At 71.3% G+C, this 21,941-nt stretch carries 13 protein-coding genes; all 13 read right to left on the minus strand.

What is annotated here, in order from left to right; translation table 11 throughout:
- Positions 1-11 precede the first annotated feature (11 nt).
- Genes ACFY1L_RS18770 through ACFY1L_RS18830 form a run of 13 tightly spaced genes read right to left on the minus strand, consistent with a single transcriptional unit; the run spans position 12 to position 21,922 of the window.
- Positions 12-2,165 (minus strand): hypothetical protein, encoded by a 2,154-nt coding sequence (locus ACFY1L_RS18770; protein WP_388824859.1) that lies wholly within the window; start codon positions 2,163-2,165, stop codon positions 12-14.
- The gene (locus tag ACFY1L_RS18775; RefSeq protein ID WP_388824862.1) at positions 2,165-5,920 is read right to left on the minus strand and encodes a putative baseplate assembly protein; all 3,756 of its coding nucleotides are present in this window, start codon (positions 5,918-5,920) and stop codon (positions 2,165-2,167) included. The genes ACFY1L_RS18770 and ACFY1L_RS18775 overlap by 1 nt, the downstream gene beginning before the upstream one ends.
- Positions 5,917-9,027, minus strand: coding sequence for a putative baseplate assembly protein (locus tag ACFY1L_RS18780; protein ID WP_388824865.1), 3,111 nt, complete (start codon positions 9,025-9,027; stop codon positions 5,917-5,919). The genes ACFY1L_RS18775 and ACFY1L_RS18780 overlap by 4 nt, the downstream gene beginning before the upstream one ends.
- Positions 9,024-9,416, minus strand: a complete 393-nt coding sequence (locus tag ACFY1L_RS18785; protein WP_388824868.1) for a GPW/gp25 family protein — start codon at positions 9,414-9,416, stop codon at positions 9,024-9,026. The genes ACFY1L_RS18780 and ACFY1L_RS18785 overlap by 4 nt, the downstream gene beginning before the upstream one ends.
- Positions 9,413-9,748, minus strand: coding sequence for a hypothetical protein (locus ACFY1L_RS18790; RefSeq protein WP_388824870.1), 336 nt, complete (start codon positions 9,746-9,748; stop codon positions 9,413-9,415). The genes ACFY1L_RS18785 and ACFY1L_RS18790 overlap by 4 nt, the downstream gene beginning before the upstream one ends.
- 21 nt (positions 9,749-9,769) lie before the next feature.
- Positions 9,770-10,306, minus strand: a complete 537-nt coding sequence (locus ACFY1L_RS18795; RefSeq protein WP_388824873.1) for a phage baseplate assembly protein V — start codon at positions 10,304-10,306, stop codon at positions 9,770-9,772.
- 36 nt (positions 10,307-10,342) lie between these two features.
- Positions 10,343-11,482, minus strand: coding sequence for a hypothetical protein (locus tag ACFY1L_RS18800; protein WP_388824875.1), 1,140 nt, complete (start codon positions 11,480-11,482; stop codon positions 10,343-10,345).
- A complete protein-coding gene (locus tag ACFY1L_RS18805) occupies positions 11,475-11,828 on the minus strand; it encodes a hypothetical protein (RefSeq protein ID WP_388824878.1) in 354 nt (117 codons plus the stop codon). Before ACFY1L_RS18805 ends, ACFY1L_RS18800 begins: the two co-directional genes overlap by 8 nt.
- A 10-nt stretch (positions 11,829-11,838) precedes the next feature.
- Positions 11,839-12,525: a hypothetical protein gene (locus tag ACFY1L_RS18810; protein WP_388824881.1), complete on the minus strand. Its 687-nt coding sequence runs from the start codon at positions 12,523-12,525 to the stop codon at positions 11,839-11,841.
- Entirely contained in the window at positions 12,522-13,064 is a 543-nt protein-coding gene (locus ACFY1L_RS18815) for an SUKH-4 family immunity protein (RefSeq protein ID WP_388824884.1), read from the minus strand. The genes ACFY1L_RS18810 and ACFY1L_RS18815 overlap by 4 nt, the downstream gene beginning before the upstream one ends.
- 16 nt (positions 13,065-13,080) lie before the next feature.
- The gene (locus ACFY1L_RS18820) at positions 13,081-19,617 is read right to left on the minus strand and encodes a DUF4157 domain-containing protein (protein WP_388824887.1); all 6,537 of its coding nucleotides are present in this window, start codon (positions 19,615-19,617) and stop codon (positions 13,081-13,083) included.
- On the minus strand, positions 19,614-19,910 hold the full coding sequence (locus ACFY1L_RS18825; RefSeq protein WP_388824890.1) for a hypothetical protein: 297 nt from the start codon (positions 19,908-19,910) through the stop codon (positions 19,614-19,616). The genes ACFY1L_RS18820 and ACFY1L_RS18825 overlap by 4 nt, the downstream gene beginning before the upstream one ends.
- Positions 19,901-21,922 carry an ATP-binding protein gene (locus tag ACFY1L_RS18830; protein ID WP_388824893.1) on the minus strand — a complete coding sequence of 674 codons (2,022 nt, stop codon included), beginning with the start codon at positions 21,920-21,922 and terminating at the stop codon, positions 19,901-19,903. The genes ACFY1L_RS18825 and ACFY1L_RS18830 overlap by 10 nt, the downstream gene beginning before the upstream one ends.
- Positions 21,923-21,941 lie beyond the last annotated feature (19 nt).

Genomic DNA, 21,941 nt, shown 5'->3' on the forward strand with positions numbered 1-21,941 from the left:
GCCGCTGGGGCTCATGTCACGAAGAAGATCCCGGCGTCCGTGCCCGCGGGTGTGTACTCCGCGAGCCGTGCGCGCAGACCGTCCTCACGCTGCGGCCGGTACAGGTCGTGGAAGGCACCCATCTCGGCGCCGTCGTCGGAGCCGCGCCTGATCTCCTCGGGACAGCCGTCGGCCAACTGCCCGTACCAGGGCGTCCCGTAGCGCACGGCGGCGAACAACGGCCGTACGCCCGGGGTGAGATCGGGTTGGCAGCGGTGCCGTCGCGGGGTGCGCGAGCCGGCGGGGACGTACGAGTGGCGCAGGCAGCCGATGCCGCGCCGGGCGACGTGCAGCTTGCCGGTGAAGATCGAGTTCTCGGCCAACTCCACCGCATGGGTGTGAACTTCGCCGATGACGGTCGTGCGGTGCACGTGGAGCACGGCGTGGGCGTGGCGGCAGTCCGGGGCGGACAGGGCCTCGCGGTCATGTCCGGTGGCGTCCAGGATGCTGTCGCGCAGGTGGATGTCGAGGGGGTCCTCGCTCACCTCGTCGCCGATGACCTCGATGGTGCCGAGGATGCTGTGCTCGACCTGGAGGCAGGCGGTGGTGCGTTCCAGGACGATGCTGGGCTCCTCGGGCGAGTGCGGCTCGCACTCGGGCTCCAGGGACCAGCCGGGGACGAGAGTGCTGTGCCGTACGACGACCGCGCCCATCGGGCCGGTGACGTTGATGCCGCGCCCGGCGACCAGGAGGCCGTCGAGGACGATGCGCGGACGCTCGTGCGGGGCGCAATCGTCGTGCACCGCACGGATGTTGAGGGCGTCGGGGCGGTTGCTGTACCAGTCGAGGAGCCGGATCACCGGCCGTGTGCCCTCGGCGGCCCGCAGCTCCAGCCGGTCGCCGGGGTCGAGGTCGAAGTCCAGCTGCTCCTGATAGGCGCCGCTGTGGGTGATCTCGATGATGCCGTCGGGGCCGGTGCCACCGGCCCGGCGGTCGTGCTGCCAGGCCCGGTAGGCGTCCATGATCTGGCGGTACGGCTGCCCCGGGCCGACCCGGTAGAAGGCGGCGTCGGGCCGGTCCACGCGGTCGGGCCGCTCGTATTCGCCGCCGCCCATGTCGGCGCCGTACGCGTAGTGGTAGTCCACCCACACGCCCTGCCGCGGCGCCGACCGCGACCCGAAGGCGATCCGCCCGAGCTCCGGGTCGACGGCAACCTGGCCGCGCTTGGGGCGGTAACGCCAGTCGGAGAGATCCGTCACCACGATGTCGGACGGCGGTACGGGCTTGTCCTCGCCGTCGCGCCGGACGACGATGCTCTTGCCGGGGCCGTAGTAGTCCAGCAGCCGGTCGTGGAGCAGGCGGCGGGTGATGAAGGCCGGGACGTTGTCGACGGTGGCGATGTGGGTGGGCGACGGCTCCGGGACCGGCTTGGTGACCAGGGGGGTGTCATTGCCGAGGATCGAGAAGGTGTAGAGGTTGCGGGCGCGGTCGATGCAGTACGCCGGGGAGGACGTGAGCGGGTACGCCTTGAGCCGCCAGACGAAGAGGGCGACTCCGGCCGGGGTCCAACCGCCTTGCCTTTTGGACGAGTTGGCGCGGCGTACGTCGACCGTGCGGGCCCCGGTGTCGAAGGGAGTGCCGGTCAGCGCGAGCGCCGAGCCGTCGCGGAGGTCGAGGAGGCGGCCCCGTCCGGTGTCGCGGTGGAGCTTCACCGACTGGTTGTGGGCGACCAGGCGGGAGAGCTCCACGGCACGCGCGGGATAGCCGGCGACCTGCTCGGAGATCTCCTCGAGCAGGTGCAGTGTGCCCTTGCGGCGGCGGCCCGCGACCGTGGCCGCCACGTCCGCGCGCGGCGCGATGGCCTCGGCGAGCGCGGCCCGTCCGCCCTCGTGCAGACCGGTGGTGAGGACGCGTTCGTAGCCGGGCAGGGTGCGGTAGCCGACCAGGTCGCCGAGGTACGGCAGCACCCACGGGGCGGCCGTCTCCACGAACAGGTCCTCGTAGCCCTGCTCGACGCCGTCGCGGACCCGGTCGAGCTGCTCGGCGATCACCGCGAGCAGCGCGCGCAGCTGCTCGCCCTCCTCGGCGTCGCGCAGCAGGTGCCAGCGAGGCAGCAGGGCGGCGAGGCCGTCGGGTTCCCGGGACGTCACCGGGGCTGCCGTGTCGAACTCGACGTCCGGGGACATTACTTGACCTCCGTGAGGATGAGGGTGTCCGCGGCTCGCGGGGACAGCAGGGCGAGCTGCGCGGGGCGGATGCCGCGGAAGACGAACACCGACCGGCCCTTCGCCAGGCGCCGGGTGTCGGTGATGTCGGGGTTGAGGCGCAGGAGTTCGGCGAGGGGTATGCCGTAGCGGTGGCAGATCTCCGACAGCGTCTCGCCGTTCGCGGCCCGCACGGTGTGGATCTTTTCGTCGTACGTCGCCGGATGCGCGGGGACACTCGACTTGGGCTCCCCGGGGTCGGTGAGCAGGCCGGCGAGCTCCTCGGGGGTGGCGGACGCGGGGACGCCGGTGAAGACGTCGACGTCCACGTAGTCGACGCCGGGCACGGTGTGGGCCGTGGCGAGGAGGTCGGAGAGGCGGGCGGGTCGGCCCAACTCCCGTCCCTCGTAGCCGAGACGGCGCAGCAGCGCGGCCCGCAGGCGGGGCTCGACGTACTCCCAGGCGTAGTCGGGAGCGACCTTCACCTTGGCGGAGACGAGCAGCAGCACCAGCTCCCGTACGTCCACGCGGACCGGCAGGTTGGGGTCGCCGTACTCGGTGAGGGCCCCGCGCAGGGCGCGCAGGGTGTCCGAGTCGCCGTCGAGCGGCACGTCGTCCGTACCGGCCACCGTCACGTGCAGCACGCGCCGCCGCCCGTCGAAGAGTTCGCGCGCGGCGGCCCGGCCGATGCCGGCGCGGGAGCGGGCGAAGTCCTCGTAGTCGGGCGCCGAGACGAGCCGGTCGAGGGCGGAGACGGCGAGGGGGATCGTACGGCGGGTCAGGCCCGGGCCGTCCGCGTCCGCGCCGCCCGTCGCCGGGCGCGGGTTGGTGACCGCGGTGACGCCGAGCGGGCGGGTGAGCGGCTGGGTGACCCGGTCCGCGGGAACGTTCGCCGCCTTGCCGGTGCCGAAGCGGTAGCGGGCGTGGACGTTCTCGTGGCCGCTGGGCAGGCGGGCGCCGTGGATGCCGTCGCCGAAGGTGACGGTCGTACGGCCGTCGGAGGCGGTGCCGGTGATGTAGACGCGGTCGTTCGGGCCGCGTCCGGCGAGGCTGTCGACCTCGTGCCAGAGCACTCCGTCGACCCGGATCTCCAGCACCGGTGTGGCACCGAGGGGGTTGTCGTCGGCGAGCCAGGTCAGCGGGGACTGCCAGAGCGCGAAGGTCTGGTTGGTGCGGTCGGAGTCGCCGCTGCCGATGGCCTCCTCGCGGCTCTCGCCGTGGGTGGCCTCGACGACGTTGCCGAGGATCCGGACCGTCTCGCGGTGGTAGCGGTGGGCGAGGTCGGTGGTCAGGGTCAACCGGGTGTGGACGTGATCGCCGGGCAGCTGCGGGTCGACGGCCGGGTCGGCGGCGGCGATGGTGACGACCTCGGTGGCGGTGACGCCGGTCGTGCCGGGGATGTCGCTGCGCTCACCGGCGACGATGAGCAGGCGCCCGGGCCGCAACCCGTCGTACAGCTCGGCGAGTTCGATCTCGTTGCCGTGGACCTCCTCGCCCAGCGGCTCGTCCGCGAGGCGCAGCGGCTCGCCCGCCGCGTACACGGTGGTGTCGCGGATGTGCGAGAGCAGGACGTCGAACTCGTCCAACCACGGGTCGGCGAGGGTGAGTTCGGTGCCGCGGCCGGTGATTCCGTAGTTGGTGTACGCCGCCGTACGCGCCGACACGACCTGTGTGGTGACGAAGGCGAGCCTGGCGTCGCCGGGTATGCCGTCCTGGGCGCCCTTCGCGGGGCGCTGGATGGCGACCCAGCTGCCGACCGTGATGCCGGTGTGCACGGAGTCGAGCTGCAGCACCTTGCGGTTGACCGGCGCGGGCTTGCTGGCGATGACGATCTCGACGTTGGGCTCGGTGCTGCCCACCGTGTAGCGCAGGCTCACCTCGTACTCGCCGTGGGTGAACTGCACGGGGACACCGGGCCGCAGGGGGACGTCCTGCGCCGTCCCGTTGTTCACACCGACGTGGACCAGCCCGTCCTCGCCCGGCCGGGACACGGTCAGCGTGCGCTCGGGGAGGCCGTCGCGCAGGTGAACGGTGACGGCGGGCTCCTGGCCTGTGCCGCTGGAGAGGTCGACGTGGCCGGGGCCGAGACCGAAGTTGACCTGCTGGGTCAGCGGCAGGGTCACGGCCCGCTGGTCGGAGCTGTTGCCCTCGACGTATTGGAACTCCGCCCGCACCGGCGCCTTGGCCGCGGTGTCGTAGACGACCCGCATCCCGGTCAGCACGGCCCCCGTCAGCGGCCAGTCCGCGGACCGGATGACCCGCCCCTTGTCGTCCTGGACCGGCTTGAGCGGGGCGGTGGCCCCGAAGGGCGCGGCGGTGACCCGCATGGCGAGCAGGTCACGGAGGAGCTGTGCGGTGCCGGGGGCGGCGGCCGCCGCCTTGCGCCAGGCCGGGTAGAGGCTGCCGAGGGAGGGGTTGAGGGCGGCAAGGAGCCGGGCCGGGTCGGTGGTGGGCCGTGCCGTTTCCTGTGCTGACGGGGCTGCGGAGCGCAGGGAGGGAAGTACAGCTGCCAGAGCATGGAAGGCAGCGGCCCGCGGATCGCCCTCCGGGGGCGCGGGGAACTGCGCGACCAGCCCAGAAGGCGCAGCAGACACCAAACGACCTGTCGCGGCGCTCTCGTCGGTCTGCGCTGGCGCCAACTCCAGTGCTCGCTCGGCGAGTTCAGCCAGAACCGCCTGCAGCTGCTCGAACCACGCGGCCACATCCTCCCAAGGCTCCGCCAACACCTGCGCCTCACCGAGACGGGCAACGGGCTCCGCGAGGCACACGGCAAGGCTCTCCGGGGTCTTCACCCCGTCCAAAGCCGTCCGCAACGGCGCCAGCACCTGATCCTCGAAGTCCTCGACAAGTTTGCTGACCGGCCGTGGGTTGGGCACCTCGGGCGTCGGTGGCTCATCCCCCGGCTCACCGGGAGCCGCAGGTTCAGCCGTCCACCGCCGCACCTCGTCGACGAGTTCCTTCAGCGTCGCCGGAGCCGACTTCGGCAGGGAGATTGCCGTGATGTCGTCGTCCCGGTCGACGCGGACGTCCGCGACCTGCAGCAACTTCCGCTGTCCACCGGCCTGTTCACCGAAGACGAAGAGCAACTGATCCCCTGTCTGCAGGGAGGTCGCCGTGCCCTCGACGAACAGTTCGGACCGCTTCTCCAAGTCCCCCGGCGTCACCAGCGACGGCCGGCGCCTGCGCACCTTCAGCTCGTTCCAGTCCCACCGAGCCGTGAGATCCCGGCTCGTCTCGAACGTCAGGGACTCTTCGTCGGCAGACGCGGGCACGCTGTGGGCGCGCGCCCCGCGCGGGATCACCACGGACAGCGTCTCGGCGCGCGGGTCGCGTTCGAGGGTGTAGGCGAGGTGGGTCGCGGCGGCGACACCGGGGCGCGGGCGGTGCCCCACCAGCCTGCCGAGCAACACCAGCGACCGATGCTCGTTCGCCGTACGGACATACGCCTCGTCGGCGATCCGCTCCGAGTGGAAGGTGAGCAGGTCACCGAGGACGGCGGTGGCGTCGAGCAGGCCGATCGCCGGGTCGTCCGGGGTGCGTACGGTGAGTCCCGCCAGGGCCGGGTACGCGGGTGAGGCGAGCCGGTCGAGGAGGGCGGCCAGGAAGGAGCCGTACTCGCCGATGCGGTAGTCGAGGGCGGTGCGGCCGGGCGGGTTGTGGAGCGGGGCGGGCGCGAGGCGCTCGTCGTGGCCGCCGCCGCATGCCCCGCCGCAGGTGCAGGTGTCGGTCGCGGTCATCGGGCACCTCCCAGGGATATCGCCAGCCGGCCGTTCTCCGGCCGGTCGGGGTCGTTGTCGCAGGTGGCGATCTCCAGCGGGCCGAGCCGCAGCACGCCGTCCTCCCTCTCTCCTCGGTCCTGCTCGAACAGCCGGCGCAGCCGGGTGACCTGGACGCTCTCCACTCCCGGTACGGCCGCGGCGACGGCGACCAGACGGCTGAGCCGTACGGGCCCGCCGAAGGTCAGTGCGTCCGGGTGGAAGAAGCCGAGCCGGCCGTCCGCAAGGCGGCCGCTCCCGAGCACGCGGTACAACTCGGCCAGGATCTGCCCGTGTTGATGGCCGGGCGCGGCGCACACGCGCAGTTCGATGTCGAGCGGCACCAGGCGCGCGGGGCCGACCACGAGGTCGTGGCCGATGCGCCGGTACGCCTCGAGGGACTGCTCGACCTGGGAGAGCAGTTCGGCCGACGGCTCGGCGCTGCCGTACGAGTCGATCGCGATGTGCGCCTCCTGGACGCTGCCGGTCCAGCGGATCTCGGCGGCTGCGCGCTGCACGCCGGGCAGTTCGGCGGCGAGGGCCGCGTAGTCCTCGGCGGTGACCGCGCGCAGTCGGGTGCGGCGCAGGTCGAGCGGGGCCAACTGGCGTGCCTGCTCGACGGGTTCGGGCTCGGTGCCGCCGGTGGCGGGCAGCGGGTTGCGCACGGCCGCGGCCGGCGGCTGCTCGCAGTCGCTCTGGACGACCAGGTGGTTGATCGCCTCCGCGCCGACGTTGCCCGCGATGCCGCCGCCGAGGCGGTAGTGCAGGGCGAGCCGGGAGCCCGGCGTCGGCTTCGCGCCGTGCCGGCCGTCGCCGAAGCGCAGGGCGAGGCGGCCGTCGTCCTCCAGCTCGCCGACGAAGTGCCGGTCGCGGGGGGTGCTGTGCAGCAGGTCGCGGCGGGGTTCCCAGACGACTTGCTCATCCTGCCGGAGTCGTACGGCGGGCAGCGCCCGGCGCGGGTCCTGGACGAGCGCGGCGGTCGCGGAGCCGCGCAGCACCGGCTCGTCGGGGTGCAGCCCCGCCGCGTACGCCGGGCCCCAACTGTGCGCGATCTCCCAGGCGATGTGGCCGTCGAGGACCGTGCCGGCGCGGGCGCGGGCCGCGAGGACCTGCACGCGGCTCAGCTTGTTGTCGAGCAACTCGTCGTTCCTGTGCAGGAGTTCACGCAGGGCACGGACGGGATGCGTGCGCAGTTCGAAGCGCTCGACGACCTTCAGGCCGTAGATCACGGTGAGTTCGTCGATCTCCTCGCCGGCGAGCCCGTCGCGGTCGCGGGCGCTGCGCCACAGCTCGACGAGCCGCTGCCGGACCCGTCCCGGGATGGCGGCGATCCGCTCGGCCTGCCCGGCGGCCACGGCCCGGGCGTCGGGGAAGGCCACCGCCTGCACGACCGGCGTCCGGCCGAGCAGCGGGCGGAAGCGGGGTGTGATGCCGGGGTGGACCGACTGGGCGAGCAGGGTGCGCAGGGCTGCCGCCTGGGCGTACGCCGTGCCGGGGACGACGCGTTCGTGCCGCTGCCCGGCGCGCTCCAGACCGAGTCCGGCGCGTACGGTCGCGGACTCGCCGACCACCTCGAAGAGTTCCCGGACGTCGTCGGGTACGAGGGCTTCCCCGCTCTCCGCCTTGTCCGTGAGGGAGTTGACGAGACGAGCAGGCGCGTTGCCCTCCTCGCGGTCGTGGCAGCCGAAGGCGGGCGGGTCGCAGGGCGCGACGACGGCCGGCTCGGGCGGCACGGTGGCCGTCTCGGGAAGCCCGGTGAGGGTGCGGCCGTGGTCGACGAGGACGACGTTGCCGCGGGCCAGGGTCACGTCCTCGACGGGCAGGCAGTCGCGGCCGCCGCGCGTGGTGAGGCAGAACGGGGTGCGCAGGGCGTCCTCGGCGGCCCAGGTGACCTCCAGGACCGGCTGGTCCTCGATGCGGTCGACGGCCGGGGTGACGGAGGTGAGGCGCACGGCCTGGCGGTGGCTCGGGTCCTGGTCGCCCGGGGTTCCGGTGCGCGGCCCCTTCACCTCCTCCAGGACCAGCAAGTCGCCGGGCCTGAGGGCCAGTTGGCGGTCCCGGCAGGTCTCCGGGTCGTCCCACTCGTCGCGCAGGGTGGCGGAGGTGGCGCCCTGCGGCAGGGTGCAGACCTCGCCGCCCCAGGTCCACAGCCGGATCGCGTTGTGCGCGACCTTCAGCTCCAACGGGTCGGCGGCGACGACCGGTTCGAAGACCTCGACCGAGCCGCGCTCGTCCAGGTCGCCGAGGTCGATCTCGTCGATGACCGTGCCGGGTTCGGGGCGGTCGTGCGGGTCGAGGGTGCGGACGTCGACGGAGGCGAAGCGGAAGGTGCCCGGGGCGAGCGTCGTGTCACCGGCGGTCTGCACGGTGACGTAGGCCCGCGCGGTGCAGCCGTCGTGCATCGCGTAGTCGATGAGCCGGACGTGGCGGCGTACGGAGACCCGGCGGCGTGCGGTGTCCAGGTAGGCCTCGGTGGCGACCGCGTCCTGCTGGTAGCTGATCTGGTCGCCGGTGTACGCGAGCAGTTCGACGAGCGTGACGCCCAGGTCGGCGGGGTTGCGCTCGACCCAGTCGGGGGTGGTCAGCGCGAGCCGGTCCAGGAGCAGCTTGCGGATGGTGTCGTAGTCGCGGGCCGTGTAGTCGACGACGGGTGCGGCGGGGAAGTCCGCTGTCGGCTGCTCTTCTTCCTTGCAGTCGAAGGGAGTCGGGCAGTCGGGCCGGAAGGAGAAGGAGGCCGTGTGGTAGCGCTGGTCGAAGCCGCGGAAGGGTTGGGTGCCGGGGCGGCCGTACGGGTCGGTCTCGACGAGGGAGAAGCGGTACCGGGAGGTGTCGCCGGCCTTGTCGAGGGTGACGTAGAGCCGGTCGTCGAGCTCCGGGTCCTCCTCGCGCTCGATGCTGACGTCGACGGCCGTGATGCCGGTGATCCGGCGGCCGCCGTCGATGCGGACGTTCTCCGGGCCGAGGCCGTGCGGGGCCTTGCCGAGGAAGGTGACGGTGAGCAGCAGCCCGTCGTCGCTCACCTCGACGGCGTCGACTCCGTTGAGCTGCGCGGCCCTTACCTTGGCGCGGCGGGACGTGGCGGTGGTCATGCGGTGGCCCTCCCCTCGAAGACGTCGTCGGTCCGGGTGCCGGTGGCCCGCAGGACGTACGACAGATAGACCCGTACGGCGTTGTCGTCGCTCACCACGTCCAGGGCCACGACGTCGATGAGGTCGCCGAGCCAGCGCTGCAGCGAGGCCTGCACGGAGAGCTCGAGGGTGCTGACGAGCTCGGGGCTGTTCGGGGCGAAGACCAGGTCGAGGAGCCCGCAGCCGAAGTCGGGACGCATGACGCGCTCGCCGGGGCTGGTGAACAGCAGCTGCTCGATGAGGTCGTGGACGTGCGCCGCGTGGTCGGCGTGCGCGGTGCGGCCGCGGCGGTCGGCCCGGAAGGGGAACGCGATCTCGGTGCGCGGGTGTTGCCGTGTGACGCGGCTCATCGGACGGTGACCTTTCGCTGTGCGGCCTGGATCACGGGCGGTCCCTGCGGCACGAAGGCCGCCGTGAAGCACTGGGCCGCGGAGGTGTCGAGCAGCACGGGGGCGCCGTCGACCGTGATGCCGCTGCCGTCGGCGGTCCAGCGGACCGAGACGCACGGTGAGGGCACACCGGCGACGGTGTGGGGGCAGCCGATGACGACGTACGCGTGCGCGGCCGTGGCGACGGCGGCACCCCCGATGCGTACTCCGCCGGAGGGTGTGGTGGCGGCGGTGGCGCGGCCGCCGTGCGGGCAGCCGATCACGGCGCCGGCGTCGAGCAGACTCCCGGACAACTTCTCTTCTCCCCCGTGTTGCTATCGCTTCGAGGCCACGGTCAACTGGCCCTGGTTGATGGTGACTTGATCGCCGCGCAGCAGAATTTCGGCACCCGCTCCGTTGGCGATGACCACGGTTTCCTTGGTGATGCGGATGTAGGCGCCGCCCTGGGCCTGGAGCAGAATCCCCTGCTCTGCACCGGCGTTGTCGTTCATCACGATCTTGTGCGCTCCCGGTGTCTGCACGACGACGGGCTTGCTCGGCGAGTTCGCCTGCAGCTCACGGCGCGCGTCGGGCGGCAGCTCCTCGGCGGCGCCGTACCAACACCCGGTCCACACAGGGAAACTGGGGTCCCCCTGCTCGAACTCCACCCACACACCGGTCCCCGGCGGCGGCACCACGAACTGGCCGGCCTCGGGCCCGGTGAACGGCAGGCAGGGCAGCGCCCAGGTGGACGCCTCGTCGCCGAGGACGTCGGGCACGTCGACGGTGATACGTCCGATCCGCAACGGGTCGTTGTTGTCGACCACCCGGCCGCGGAACTTGCCGAGGTAGCGATTGTTGGGTGCCGCCATGCTGAACTGCTCCTGATCGGTGGGGACTTACGCCACTTACGGCCGGACGTAGTCGCTGCGGGCTTCCAGGCCCTCCCTGGAGAGGGTGAAGTTCTGCTGGAAGGAGCCCGGGCGCAGGTTGTGGGTGACGGACTTGACGTAGTAGTCGCCGTCGTACGCCCGTCCCGAGCCGCGTACGCCGACCAGTTGGCGCGGCTGCAGGATGTAGCCGTGCCGGTTGACGTCGAGCGAGCCGGACCCGGAGACGACGTCGGCGGACACGGCGGCGCGGGCGAGGAGTTCGGCCTCGGCCTGTTCGCGCTGCTGCTTGGCGGTGCCGGAGAGGGTCTTGCGCTTGAGGGCCGGGGTGGGGCGGCGGCCGAGGGGCGGGCGCAGCGGGCTGATCGGCGGCTGCGGCAGCAGGGTCGACTGCCGGGTCCCGGGGTCCTGCCAGCGGGCCTGCGGCTCTTCCCGGGCCGTCCCGTCGTAGGCGAAGGTCAACTGATCGACGGTCGTGTTGGCATCCATGTTGACGTTCAGGGCGTGCTGGCGGATGCCGAGGCGGACTTCCGGCCCCCAACGGGCGGAGGACTGGCCGGGGTTGGGCCCGGGCTCGAGGTAGAAGGTGTAGCCGTTGGCCCGGGCGAGCTCGGTGACGTACTGGAGATCGGTACCCGTCTGATAGTGGACCCGCAGGTCCTGGTGCGGCGGCTGGGCGATCTTCTCCGCGTACACGTCGGGCCGGATGCCGTAGTCGGAGTACCGGCGCAGGATGGAGAGCACGCGCTCGGAGGGCGGCAGGTTGGGGTAACGGGCGGTGCGCTCCTCGAGATCGAGGAGGAGGGTCAGGTCCTCGCCGGTGACGGTGAGGGTGGAGTGCCCGGGCTGGTTGCTGGCGCCGACCTCCTGCCGGACGATGAGCCCGTCGAAGAGCACGTCGGGAGTCCCGCGCACGCTGACGGTGACGATGATCCGGGTCTTCGGATCGAAGAACCCTTCGGGCAGGAGCCGTCGGTTGATGATCCCGTTCTTGGTGAGATCGAAGGCCAGCTGAAAACCACTGCGCTCACCGGCCGTTGCGGTGATCTGCGCGGACAGCAGCGCCTCGGTCACCTCGGCCGGGACGGGCCGGGCGAGCTTCGGCCCCATGAGGAGCGTGATGTGAACGGGGCCCTGCCCCACGGGCTGCTCAGACACGCCGGTGTCCCCCCGACTCGGGGATGTCGACGACTCGTCCGGCCTCGTCCGTCAACTCACGTGGATCGAGTACGGGGTTGGCGTCGGCGATCCGCCACCACTGACCGGGGTCGCCGAAGAACCGCTGGGCAAGCAGGTCGGGCCGTTCACCGGCACCGACGACGTGTTCCTGCGTCTCCTGCGCGTCGAGCGGGGGGAGCAACCGGCGCTTGGCGTACCGGACTTCGGCGCCGTCGGGCTGTCGATGGACCCCGATCTCGACGTCGTGGTAGCGACTCGTGCGCGGGTAGGGGTGAGCGCCGGGTATCGCGCCCAGGGCGCTCTCGTAGGACTCGATGTCGGCCATGTCCTGCTCCTCAGCCCCTTCCGCTCAGTACGTCCGCTCCCGGCAGCCCGAGGGAGCCGAGACTGCCGCCGCGCGCGGCCGCGGCGAGGCGTTCCTTCTGCGCGAGGTGGGCCATGTAGAGGTCGGCACCGCGGTGCCCCGCGGGCAGATCGCTGACGGTGAGGATCTTCATGCCGATGCTCAGTGAGGCCCGTATCGGATTCAGATTCACGTCAAAGGCGGATTCATTGACGGAAAGCTCGGTCAGCCGCACGGGCATGACCCGCTTGCTCCCCCAGGTGAACAGCGTCAACGGCATCTCGATCGGGCTGATCTCGATGGTCCCGTTCTGCGCCAGCCGGCCGGCGGCGCGCAGTTGGGCGGTGGTCGGCTGCACGAGCATCTCGAGGGTGGCGAGCTGGGGGTGAATTCCGTCGGGCGCGGCGATCTCGAGCTGGTCGGTGGCGTCGATCTCGGCGGTGAACTTCCAGGTCTCCTCGGCGGGGCCCTTCAGTCGGAGCGCCTCGTTCCTGTCCCCACTGCCGGTGCCACCGCTTCCACTGTCACTGCTGTCCCCGGCGGACTGGGGCGCGATGCTGCGCTCCAGGGTGTCCGGGTTGAACTGGAGGACGATGACTCGTTGGGGGGTGCCGCGGTCGGGGTCGACTACGACTATGCCCGAGCGGATGGGTTTGGGAATGTCTGCGTAGCGGGTCATGAGCCCTCTTCATGCTCTCTGATCTGCGTGAGCGCGATCGACCACCATGTGTCGGGCTCGCGGAAGGCATGCGGGTCGCGGTCGATGAGAATTTCCGCGAGCTCGTCGGCGTCCTGCACGCCTTCGGCTGCCGATGCGGGCGCCGGCGAAACATCACGCCGGGCAATGTGGTAGAGGAATTCCACAAAATCAGCCAGAGTGCTGTTCACCACCTCTCCACGAGGTTCGTCGTGGAAGGCGATCAGACCGACAAAACCGTCCCGAACATTGAGGAAATAACGCATCTTCGGATCATCCCGCGGCCCGCCGAGAATCACCGCCCGATTTGCTCCGTCATCCGAGAAGTTCCGAACGGCGAACAGCGGTGGACTCCCCTCCACTTCCGTGGTGAAGAGTGCGCCACAGCTCCGCGGAAGCCCGACGTGGGAGACGATGAGCGCGTCCTCTTCATCGAGACCCACCCTCAAGGCCTCTCTGTAGTCCATCGTCTCAATATTTGCTTCGCCGAAGATTTCGACGAGCTCACTATGGGAAGCCATTTATTCCCTCTGTCGCTCAGTACATTTGAATGTCGAAAGTATACAGGGCTCCATAGTCCAGTCTATTCACCGAGTCCTTGATTTGTTTGCCCATCTTCTGGTTCATTCCCTTGTCGATCAGCCGCAGGTTGTCATATATGTCACGGCCGCCGGACTGCAATTCGATCGTGTGGTCTGCCTGCATATTGTTAAGCCGCTCCTTGACGTCGTTCTGGAACGGCCGCCCCTTGGGTTTTGCTAGTTGATCGGCGCGAATGATGACCAGCTGCTTGAACTTCATGCTGAGGTCTTTGAGACGCGTAGCCAGATCCGGGTCCCGCGACGGCCTCGACTTCTTCGGCGCCTTGGTCCTCTTCGCGATCTCACCGAACTGAGCGATCAGCATCTCGCGGTCGATCTCGTCAAGGAACATTTCGTCCGCGCTGCTCTTGAACTTGGAGACCTGTCCTCGTTCGCCAGCCTTCTTGAGCGCCAGCGCCTTTCGCGCGAATTCCACCCGGTCCCGCATCTTTTCGGGGGTCCAGGTGACCCGTGCGACCCCCTGCGGAAGACTGGGGTCGCCTACGACGGGAGGCTTGGCCCGCTGTATCGCGTCGCTCATGTGCACGCGATGGAACGCGTCCTCCTCCTGGCTGACCACATCGTCCGGAACCTCTCCGGTATCCGGCTCCCACCTGCCCTTGTTGGCCTCCTGGGCACGCAGTTTCTCTCGCGTGTCACCCTCCGCCACCCTGATCGTGCCGAGAACCTTGTCTCTCGTGTTCCGCTGATCCTCCTTGTCGAGATCCTTGAGAATCCGGCGGATCTTCATCATGAACTGGTCGGCGTTCTCCGGCCCCTTGAACAGGAGCCAGTCGTCAATCGTCGATATGTTCAACGCCTGCTCAAGACGTGCCCGTCGTTCGGGATCCTTGTTCAGGAATTCATCCAGCCTGGCCGAGAGCTGGGCCTTGGCTCGACTTCCCTCACCGGCCGTTCCGGTGGGGTTCAACGTGGCATTGATCTTGAAGGGGCTGCTCCGCGTGTCGCTGAGCTCTGTGAGCCGATACCAGGCTCGGAGCCCGAGGAGTACCGCCTTGGAAGCAAGCCGGCCCATGCCCTTGCCGAGCATGTTCTGGAGGCGCGGGCGGATTCGCTCGATAATCTTCTGGAGCCGTGCCTCCTTCGACTCCTTGGACTTCTCGTCCTTCTTCCGCTGGCCCTGTTTCCGCCTCTTCTGCTCCTGCTGCCGCCTCTTGTGGTCGCGCAGCTGGTCCTTCTTCTTCTTGAAGTAGTTCCGCAGCTTCGACGCGCCGTTCTTGAGCGCCTTGCCGACCTTCGACTTCTTCAGCTTCCGGCCGAGTGTCTTCGCCGCGTTGCCGACCTTCTTCAGGGCGGACTTGACCGCACCCTTGGCCTTCGAGAGGGCCTTGCCCACCGGGGACTTGGGCTTCTTGGGCTTGGTCGGCTTGGGGCCCTCGATCTCCTTCTGCTTCTTCTTCGGCGCGGACTCGGGCGTCTTGTCTTTGGCAGGGCTCTGTTCCTTGTCCGGGGTCCTGTCCTTGGCGGGCGCCTGCTCCTTCTCGGGCGTCCTGTCCTTAACCGGTTCCTCAGCCCTCTCCTTCGGCTTCGTCTCCGCCCCGTCCGGCTTCTTCGCCGGCCCCTTCGGCGTCGCGTGGTCCTTCGGCTTCACCGGGGACTTCGGTTCCGGTGTCGGCCTGCCCCTCGGCTTTCCGGCGACCCCCGGCTCGCCCAGCGCCTGCCGGGCCCTGCGCATCGCCCCCCGCGCCGAGTTGACCGCCGACCCCGCCGCCTTCTTCGCCCCGCCCCCGACCTTCTTCAGGCCCTCCATGATCTTCTGGGCCATGCCCTTGAGGCGCTTGCCGACGCCCTTTGTCGCCGAGGACAGCTTCTGGAGGAGGAAGTTGGTGATGAAGTCCAGCAGCGCCACCACGCCCGCGGCCACCGCCTCCGCGAACAGGCATGCCGCCGGGCCCGCCTTGACCGCCTTCAGGTAGGCCCAGAATTTTCCGAACGCCGACAGGATCGAGCTGACGGTCGACCAGGCCGCCATCAGGCCCTGGACGATCGTCAGGATCGCCCCCGCCGCCGGGACGATCATCGAGACGACCTTCTCGATGACCAGTGACGCGATCATCATCGGGAGCGAGGCGACTATCGCGTCCCACGCCATCTTGCCGATCTGCTTGATCGAGACGCAGCCCTTGACCAGGACGTCGATGACCGTCTTGCCGAGGCCGAGGATGCCCTCGACCTTGGTGTCGAACCACTGCTTGACCGCCACCTTGATGGCACCCCAGAGGTGGTCCGTGATGCCGGTCTTCGCCGAGCTGCCGGCCTTCGAGATCCAGCCGCCCGGGTCCGGTGCGATGTCGGCCACCAGCGCCGCGAACTTCCCCAGCGCCTCGATCGCCGCCTGCGCGAACTTGATCGCCCCGACGATGATGGCCTGGTAGGCCTTGATGACCGCCTTGACGCCTGCTTCGAGGACGTCCAGGAGTTTGTTCAGGCCCGCGGCCAGTGCGTCCAGCAGCGAGTTGACCGCCTTTTTCAGGCCGTCCGCCAGCTGGTTCACCGTCGCGATCGCCGCGTCCCTCAGGCCCTCGATCGCCTTGCGGAAGCGGTCGCGGAGTTCGGGGAAGGCCGCCAGGAGCGTGTCGCCGATCGCGATCAGGACGTCGGCGAGCGCGTTGATCGCCTTGACAGCCAGATCGCGTACGAAGTCGATGGCCTGGTTGGCCCACTCCTTGAACTTGTCGATGATGCCGTTGACCGCCTTGCGGGCGGCGTCGAAGACCGCGGTGACCGCCGCGAGCAGGCCCTTGAAGAAGTCGGCGACCTTGTCGGCGATCCAGCCGAGCAGGCCGCCGGAGGGCTTCTGCTCCTCCTTCTTCTTCTGGGCCTCCTTCTCGGCGTTCTCGCGCTCGGTGTCGATCGAGGCGTTGTCCTTGTCCTTGCGCTCGCCGACTTCCTTGTCCTTGTCGTCGCGCGCCTTGACGATCTCCTTGTTCTTCTTGCCGTGTTCGTCGTCGGACTGTTTGTCCGCGTCCTCGATCTTCTTGTCCTGCTCGTTGCGCCAGTCCTCGCGCTGCTTCTGCGTCTCCTGGGCGACCCGGCCGCGTTCCGAAGTCTGCTGTGCCGTGTTCCGCTCGACCTCGCGGTCGATCTCGGCCTGCTTGTCCTGCTTGGCCTGCTGCTCGCCCTGCTGGTGTTCCTTGTCCTTCGCGTCGAGGTCGCCCTGCGCCTTGCCCGCGCCGGCGGTGATCTCGCCGCCCTTCTCCTGCTTGGCGACCGCGCCGACGCCGGCCTTCGGGGCAGGCGTGGCCTCGAGGGCCCCCGCCTTGCCGCCGCCCGCGCCGCCGGAGGCCTTGCCGTGCAGCTGTTCCCGGGGGGCGTTGGGGAAGATCTGGTCCTCGCCGAGCGGCTTCGCAGCGTCCGCGCGGCCCGTCGTCTGCAGGTCGGACTGCTTGTCCTTGAGCGCCTTCGCCTGGTCGTCGGTACGGGTGGGGTCGCTGGCGCCCTCGAGGCGGATCTTGGGCGCCGGGCCGACCGTCTTGTTCTCCAGCTCGGGGTCGGTGGTCGGGACGGCGTCGGCCGCGGCCTCGACGTTCTTCGCCTCGGCCTCGCTGAGCCCCTTGTCGGGCACGGCAGGGGCGGGTGGCGGCGCCACGTCCGCCGTGGGCTCCTTGCCCTCGGCCTTGTCGCCGCCCTTGGCCTTCTGCTTGTCGCCCTGGTCCTCGGGGCCGATCCGCTCCACCTTGCCGGTGACCGGAGCGGCGGCGGGCGCGGCCTCGGGCGGTGCCGAACGAGTCTGGGGCGCCCCCGAAGGACGTTCCCGCGTGGGCGGCGCCGCGTCCAGCCGCTGCTGCTCCTGGCCGATCTTCTTGTCGGCGGCCTTGTCGACCCCGGGCATGGCGGCGGCCGCCTGGTCCGGCGCGAGCTTGCTCACGGTGGCCACGGCCGCCTTGGGGTCCTGCCCCGAGACGTCCGGCGGCTCCTCCTGCTTCTGCTCGGGCGCGGCCTCTCCACCGCCGCCCCCGCAACTGCCCTGCCCGCCCTCGTCCTTCTCGGGCGCGGGCGCCGGCGGCGCACAGCCGCCGCCGTCCTTCTCCAGCGAGGCCTCGGGCCGGGGCGCGTCGCTCTCCGCCGTCTGCCCCGGCGTGTCGGTCTGCTCGGCGGCCGGGCTCACCGCCGCCTGCGCGGCGGACGGCGCGGCACCGGGACCGGCGGCGGTCGTCGGCCCGGTGGTCTTCTCGGCGGCGCCCACGGGTCCGCGCGGTGCGGCGCCGGGCCCGCTCTCCTTGGGCACGCGGCTCTTGGCGGGCTGCGCCTCGCGTTCGGACCTGGGCGGTTCGGCACCGCGCCGGGCGGCGGGCGAGGGGTCGCGGTCCTCGACCGGCGTCCTGGGCGTCTGCGCACCGGCGGGCCTGGACACGGCGGCCGCCACCGGAGTCACGACGGAGGGCGCCGCGGCCGCGGCCGGCCGGGACTCCGCAGTCGTACGCTCCCGCTGTTGCCTCTTCTCCTCCTCCGCGTCCTCGGCGTCCGGCTTCTCGTCGTCCCCGTCCGCACCCGCCGTACCGGAGTCGTCGGCGTCCTTGGTCTGTTCCTTCTCCTGCTGCTGTTCGGGGTCGGGCTTCTCGGCCTCGGGTTCGGGCCGGTCCCTGTCCTGGGTCGCGAGGTCCGGGCCGACCTCCTGGTCGAGCGGCTTCTCCGTCTCCTGGAGGTCCTTGGTGCCGCGGTCCTGGGCCTGCGCGGCGGGCCCGTTCTCGGGCTGCGGCGCCTCGCCCTCGACGGGCCCCTCGTCCTGACCGGGGGCCTTCTGCTCCGGCCCGGCGTCGTCCTCGTCCTGTTCCCGGTCCCGCTTCTCCCGCTCCTGCTCGGTCTTCTCGGCCTTGGTCGGCGGCGGAGTCGGGAACGAGGGCAACGACGGCTCGGCGGCGCCCGGTTGGAGCTTGTCCGCGGTCGGTACGGCGGACAGGTCCAGGTCGGCCTCGGGCAGGTGGTCCTCGGGCCTGATCTCGGGCTCGCGCTCGCCGCCCGGCGCCCGGTCGCCGTCGTCCTCGCCGCCGGCGACCTCCTGGTCGGCGCCCGCCTCGAGGCCCAGCGGCCGTTCCTCCTCGCGGAGTTCGGGCTCGGCGCCGCCGTCCTCGTCCTTGTCGTTGAGCCCGTGCTCGGACAGCGCGGAGTCGGGCTGCTCGGCGCGTTCGTCGACCTTTTCGGGGCGTACGGGACCGGGCTGGGCCTTCTGCTTCGGGTCCGGCTCCTCGGTCCTGGAGCCGGCGGCGGGCTGCGTCTGGTCGTCCTGCCGCTTGCGCTTGTCGGCGCCGGGCGCGCCGGCCTGCTTCGGGTCGGCCTCCTCGCGCTCGCGCTGCTCCTTGCGCTCCTCCTTGGCCTGTTCGGTGCCCTGCTGCTGCCCCTGGGCGCGCTCGTCGGCGGCCTGGTCGGTGCGGTCGCGGTCGGCGGCGGCCTGCTCCTCCCCTTGCTGCTCCTCCTCCTTGTCGCGCTGCCGGGAGGCGTTGCGCTCGTCCTCCTGCTCGGTGCGCTGCGCGGCCTCCTGCTGCTCGGTGGCCGCGTCCGAGCGGGCCCGGCTGCGGTCGCTGCCGCTCTTCTCGTCTCGGGACCTGGCGTCCTTCTGCTCCTCGCGGGCGTCGGCGGCACGCCTGTCGGCCGAACCGCGGTCCGACTCCTGCTTCTTCTTCCACTGCACACGCTCGACGCCGAGCTCTTCGAAGAGGTCGACCTCGGGCAACGGGGCTTCGGCGGGCTGGAGTTCGACCGGACCCGGGCGGGCCTGGTCGGCGATCTCCAGGAGCCGGTCGTACTCGGGCGTCAGCAGCCGGTTCTCCAGCCGCTCGACGACCGCGTCCTCCAACTCCTCCGACATTCGGCCGAGTTGGAGCCGCACCCGGCCGGAGGCGTCGGTCGGGTCGCCGCGCAGAGAGCGCAGCACATTGCCCGCGAGGCGGTCCACGAGGGTCGCCGGGTCGACGGCCTCGGCGCGCATCCGGTCGGCGTCGACGGTGGCGTACCGCAGCCAGCCGGGGGTGGCCTGCCCCTCCTCGACCTGCGGGGCCTCCGCGGCGGCGTCGGGCTGTGCGAGGGCCTGCGCGGCAGTCTCCGCCTCGCGCTCGACGGCCTGGTTCGGCAGGCTCACGGTGCCCAGCTCGCGGCCGGCCCGCAGCGCGCCGAGGCCGTGCGGGTTCTGCACGGTGTGCTGCAGCTCGTGGGTGAGCAGGCGCCGGCCCTCGTCGGTGCCGGGCCGGAAGGCGCCCTCGCGGAAGAAGACGTCCTGTCCGACGGCGACCGCGTCCGCGCCGAGCAGCTCGGTCAGCTGCCCGGCGTCCCGGCCGGTGTGCAGCCGTACGCGACCGAGGTCATGGCCGAGCTGTTCCTCCAACTCCCGTCGCAGACCGGGGTCGAGGGGCTGTCCGGCGCCGCTGACGATGTTCTTCGGGTCGGGAGTACGGGACTTGGCGGCCCGTTCCTTGCGCTTGCGACGGCGCTGCTCGGCCGCCTGCTCGGAACTCGACTCCTGGGTCTGGGAACTCACCGGTTCACCTCCCCGTGCCCGCTGAGCCCCTCGTGCACGGCACGCGCCAGCTCCTGCCCGAGGCGGCGCGCGGACAGCCCGGCGGGCAGGGGCGGCAGCCCGGACAGGGCGTCGACGGCCAGGGGGCCGCTCGCGGCCAGGGGCACGCCGTGCAGCCGTACGAGCCGGGTCAGTTCGCTCTCGAAGGCGGCCGAGACCCGCTCCGGGTCGGCGCGGAAGCCGTCCAGTACCAGCTCTCCGATCTCGACGCGGATCGCCGAGGGTTCCCGGTCCCGGGAGAGGTTCACACCCATCCGCGGACCTCCGTCGGCGTCAGCGAGCGCTCCAGCTTCAGGTACTCGGTGCGGGCGGCGGCGAGCATGTGCCGCATCTGCAGCCGGTCGCCCTCCTCGGCGGCGAGGAAAGCCCCGGACAGGGCGATGTTGCGGATCGAGCCGCCGGCGACGGTGAGCCGGGCGAGCAGCGCGGGGTCGATGTCCTTCACCGGGGCCTGCGGCGGCAGCACCCTGCGCCAGATCTCGGCGCGCTCGTGCTCGGCCGGGAAGGGGAAGTCGACGACGAAGCGGATGCGCCGCAGGAACGCCGTGTCGAGGGCGTTCTTCATGTTGGTGGTGAGGATGGCGAGGCCCCGGTAGGCCTCCATCCGCATGAGCAGGTAGCTGACCTCGAGGTTGGCGTACCGGTCGTGGCTGTCCTTGACCTCGCTGCGCTTGCCGAAGAGCGCGTCGGCCTCGTCGAACAGCAGCAGGGCGCCGCCGCGTTCGGCGGCGTCGAAGACCCGGCGGAGGTTTTTCTCGGTCTCGCCGATGTACTTGCTGACGACCTGCGAGAGGTCGATGACGAACAGGTCGAGGCCCAGTTCCTTCGCCATGACCTCGGCGGCCAGCGTCTTTCCGGTGCCGGAGCCGCCCGCGAACATGGCGGTGACGCCCAGGCCCCGGCGCAGGGTGGCCCCGAATCCCCACTCCTGGTGGACGGTTGCCCGCTGCCGGACATGCGCGACGATCTCCCGCAGCACGCTCGTCTGCCGCTCGTGCAGCACGAGGTCGCCCCAGCCGGCCTGCGGTTCGATCCGCCGCCCCAGCTCGTCCATGCCGATCCGCGCCTCGTCGAGGCCCGCCCGCCAGGCGAGTTCAACGGCGTCCAGCTCGTCCTCCTGCGGGAGCCGGCGCCGTACGGTGGCGGCCGCCGAACGCACCACATGCGGCGGCAGCTCGAACTGGGCGACCAGCGACCGCAGTTCACCGTCGTCGAGATCTGCGACGTCCCCGAACGCCTCGCCCCAGAGCTCGAACTGCTCCTCGTCGTCCAGCCGCGGCACGGCCACTCGCGCGCCGTACGACCGCTCCGTACGCAGCGGGTCCTCGCTCGACACCACCACCGGTACGGCGGCCCCGGCCAGGAACGCCTCGGTCGCCGCCCGCTGGTCGCGGTCCAGCTCGGCCACCTCGACGAGCAGCGCGGCGGGCAGCAGGATCGCCTCGCGCTGCCACAGCCGGGCGAGCCGGTCGCGGTCGGCGGGCTCGGACGGTACGTCCTCGGCGCTCATGGAGTAGAGCCCGAGCCCTGCGCGGGCGGCCGCCGCGGCGGCGATGTCGGCCCGGCTGCGCAGGTCCCCGCCGGTCAGCTCGACGAGCGGTGCGTCGCCGGGCGCCCCCGACGTCCAGCCCTCGGCGAGCCGGCTCGCGGCCAGGTCGTACGACGGCGTCAGCACCTGGGGCACCGGGGTGCGGCGCAACTGGCCGTGCAGGCGGGCGTCCAGATAGGGCGAGCCCAGCAGGAAGTGCAGGATGCGCTCGTCGAGCCGCAGCCGGGAGGTCGTCAGCCGCGACTCGTCGTCCAGCTCGACGATCCGCCAGCGCCTGAGCGGCGCGACGGGCGTGAGCGCACTCCAGTGCGGGTCCGCCAGCGCGGCGAGGGCCAGCGAGAACGTCGGGTACGCCCGCTCGGGGTCACCGCAGGCGGCGGCACATCGAGCGGCTGCGGTGGGCTCCAACTCGTGGGCGGCGGCGAGGAGTACGAGGTCGCGCTCGAAGGGGGTGATGCTGAAGCAGGTGACGAGGGCGTCGAGCGGGGCTGTACCGGGGCCGGCGGCGGGCGCCAATGTGACACCTGAGGCGGAGGGCATGTCGGCGGAGGCGACGGCGTCCGCGGCACCGGAGGCCGCGGCATCCGAGCCGTGGGCGCCGCCCCGTGCCCCGGCCGCGCGCGCCGCGTGTGCGTCGACGCGGGCCAGGACGCGCCGGATCTCCGCGGTCAGCGTCGCGCCGCCCGCGCCGGTCGCCGGCTGCTCGTGCGCCCCCATGTCCTCACCTGCCCCCGTC

Origin of the sequence: Streptomyces sp. NPDC001663, assembly GCF_042893105.1 — a bacterium.
GTDB lineage: Bacteria > Actinomycetota > Actinomycetes > Streptomycetales > Streptomycetaceae > Streptomyces.

What these genes read in the sequence shown, in the direction of transcription:
- ACFY1L_RS18795 (WP_388824873.1), bottom strand. Translation starts at nt 10,306, where the DNA reads ATGGCGGCACCCAACAATCGCTACCTCGGCAAGTTCCGCGGCCGGGTG.
- ACFY1L_RS18825 (WP_388824890.1), bottom strand. Translation starts at nt 19,910, where the DNA reads ATGGGTGTGAACCTCTCCCGGGACCGGGAACCCTCGGCGATCCGCGTC.
- ACFY1L_RS18780 (WP_388824865.1), bottom strand. Translation starts at nt 9,027, where the DNA reads ATGACCACCGCCACGTCCCGCCGCGCCAAGGTAAGGGCCGCGCAGCTC.
- ACFY1L_RS18770 (WP_388824859.1), bottom strand. Translation starts at nt 2,165, where the DNA reads ATGTCCCCGGACGTCGAGTTCGACACGGCAGCCCCGGTGACGTCCCGG.
- ACFY1L_RS18785 (WP_388824868.1), bottom strand. Translation starts at nt 9,416, where the DNA reads ATGAGCCGCGTCACACGGCAACACCCGCGCACCGAGATCGCGTTCCCC.
- ACFY1L_RS18830 (WP_388824893.1), bottom strand. Translation starts at nt 21,922, where the DNA reads ATGGGGGCGCACGAGCAGCCGGCGACCGGCGCGGGCGGCGCGACGCTG.
- ACFY1L_RS18810 (WP_388824881.1), bottom strand. Translation starts at nt 12,525, where the DNA reads ATGACCCGCTACGCAGACATTCCCAAACCCATCCGCTCGGGCATAGTC.
- ACFY1L_RS18805 (WP_388824878.1), bottom strand. Translation starts at nt 11,828, where the DNA reads ATGGCCGACATCGAGTCCTACGAGAGCGCCCTGGGCGCGATACCCGGC.
- ACFY1L_RS18815 (WP_388824884.1), bottom strand. Translation starts at nt 13,064, where the DNA reads ATGGCTTCCCATAGTGAGCTCGTCGAAATCTTCGGCGAAGCAAATATT.
- ACFY1L_RS18775 (WP_388824862.1), bottom strand. Translation starts at nt 5,920, where the DNA reads ATGACCGCGACCGACACCTGCACCTGCGGCGGGGCATGCGGCGGCGGC.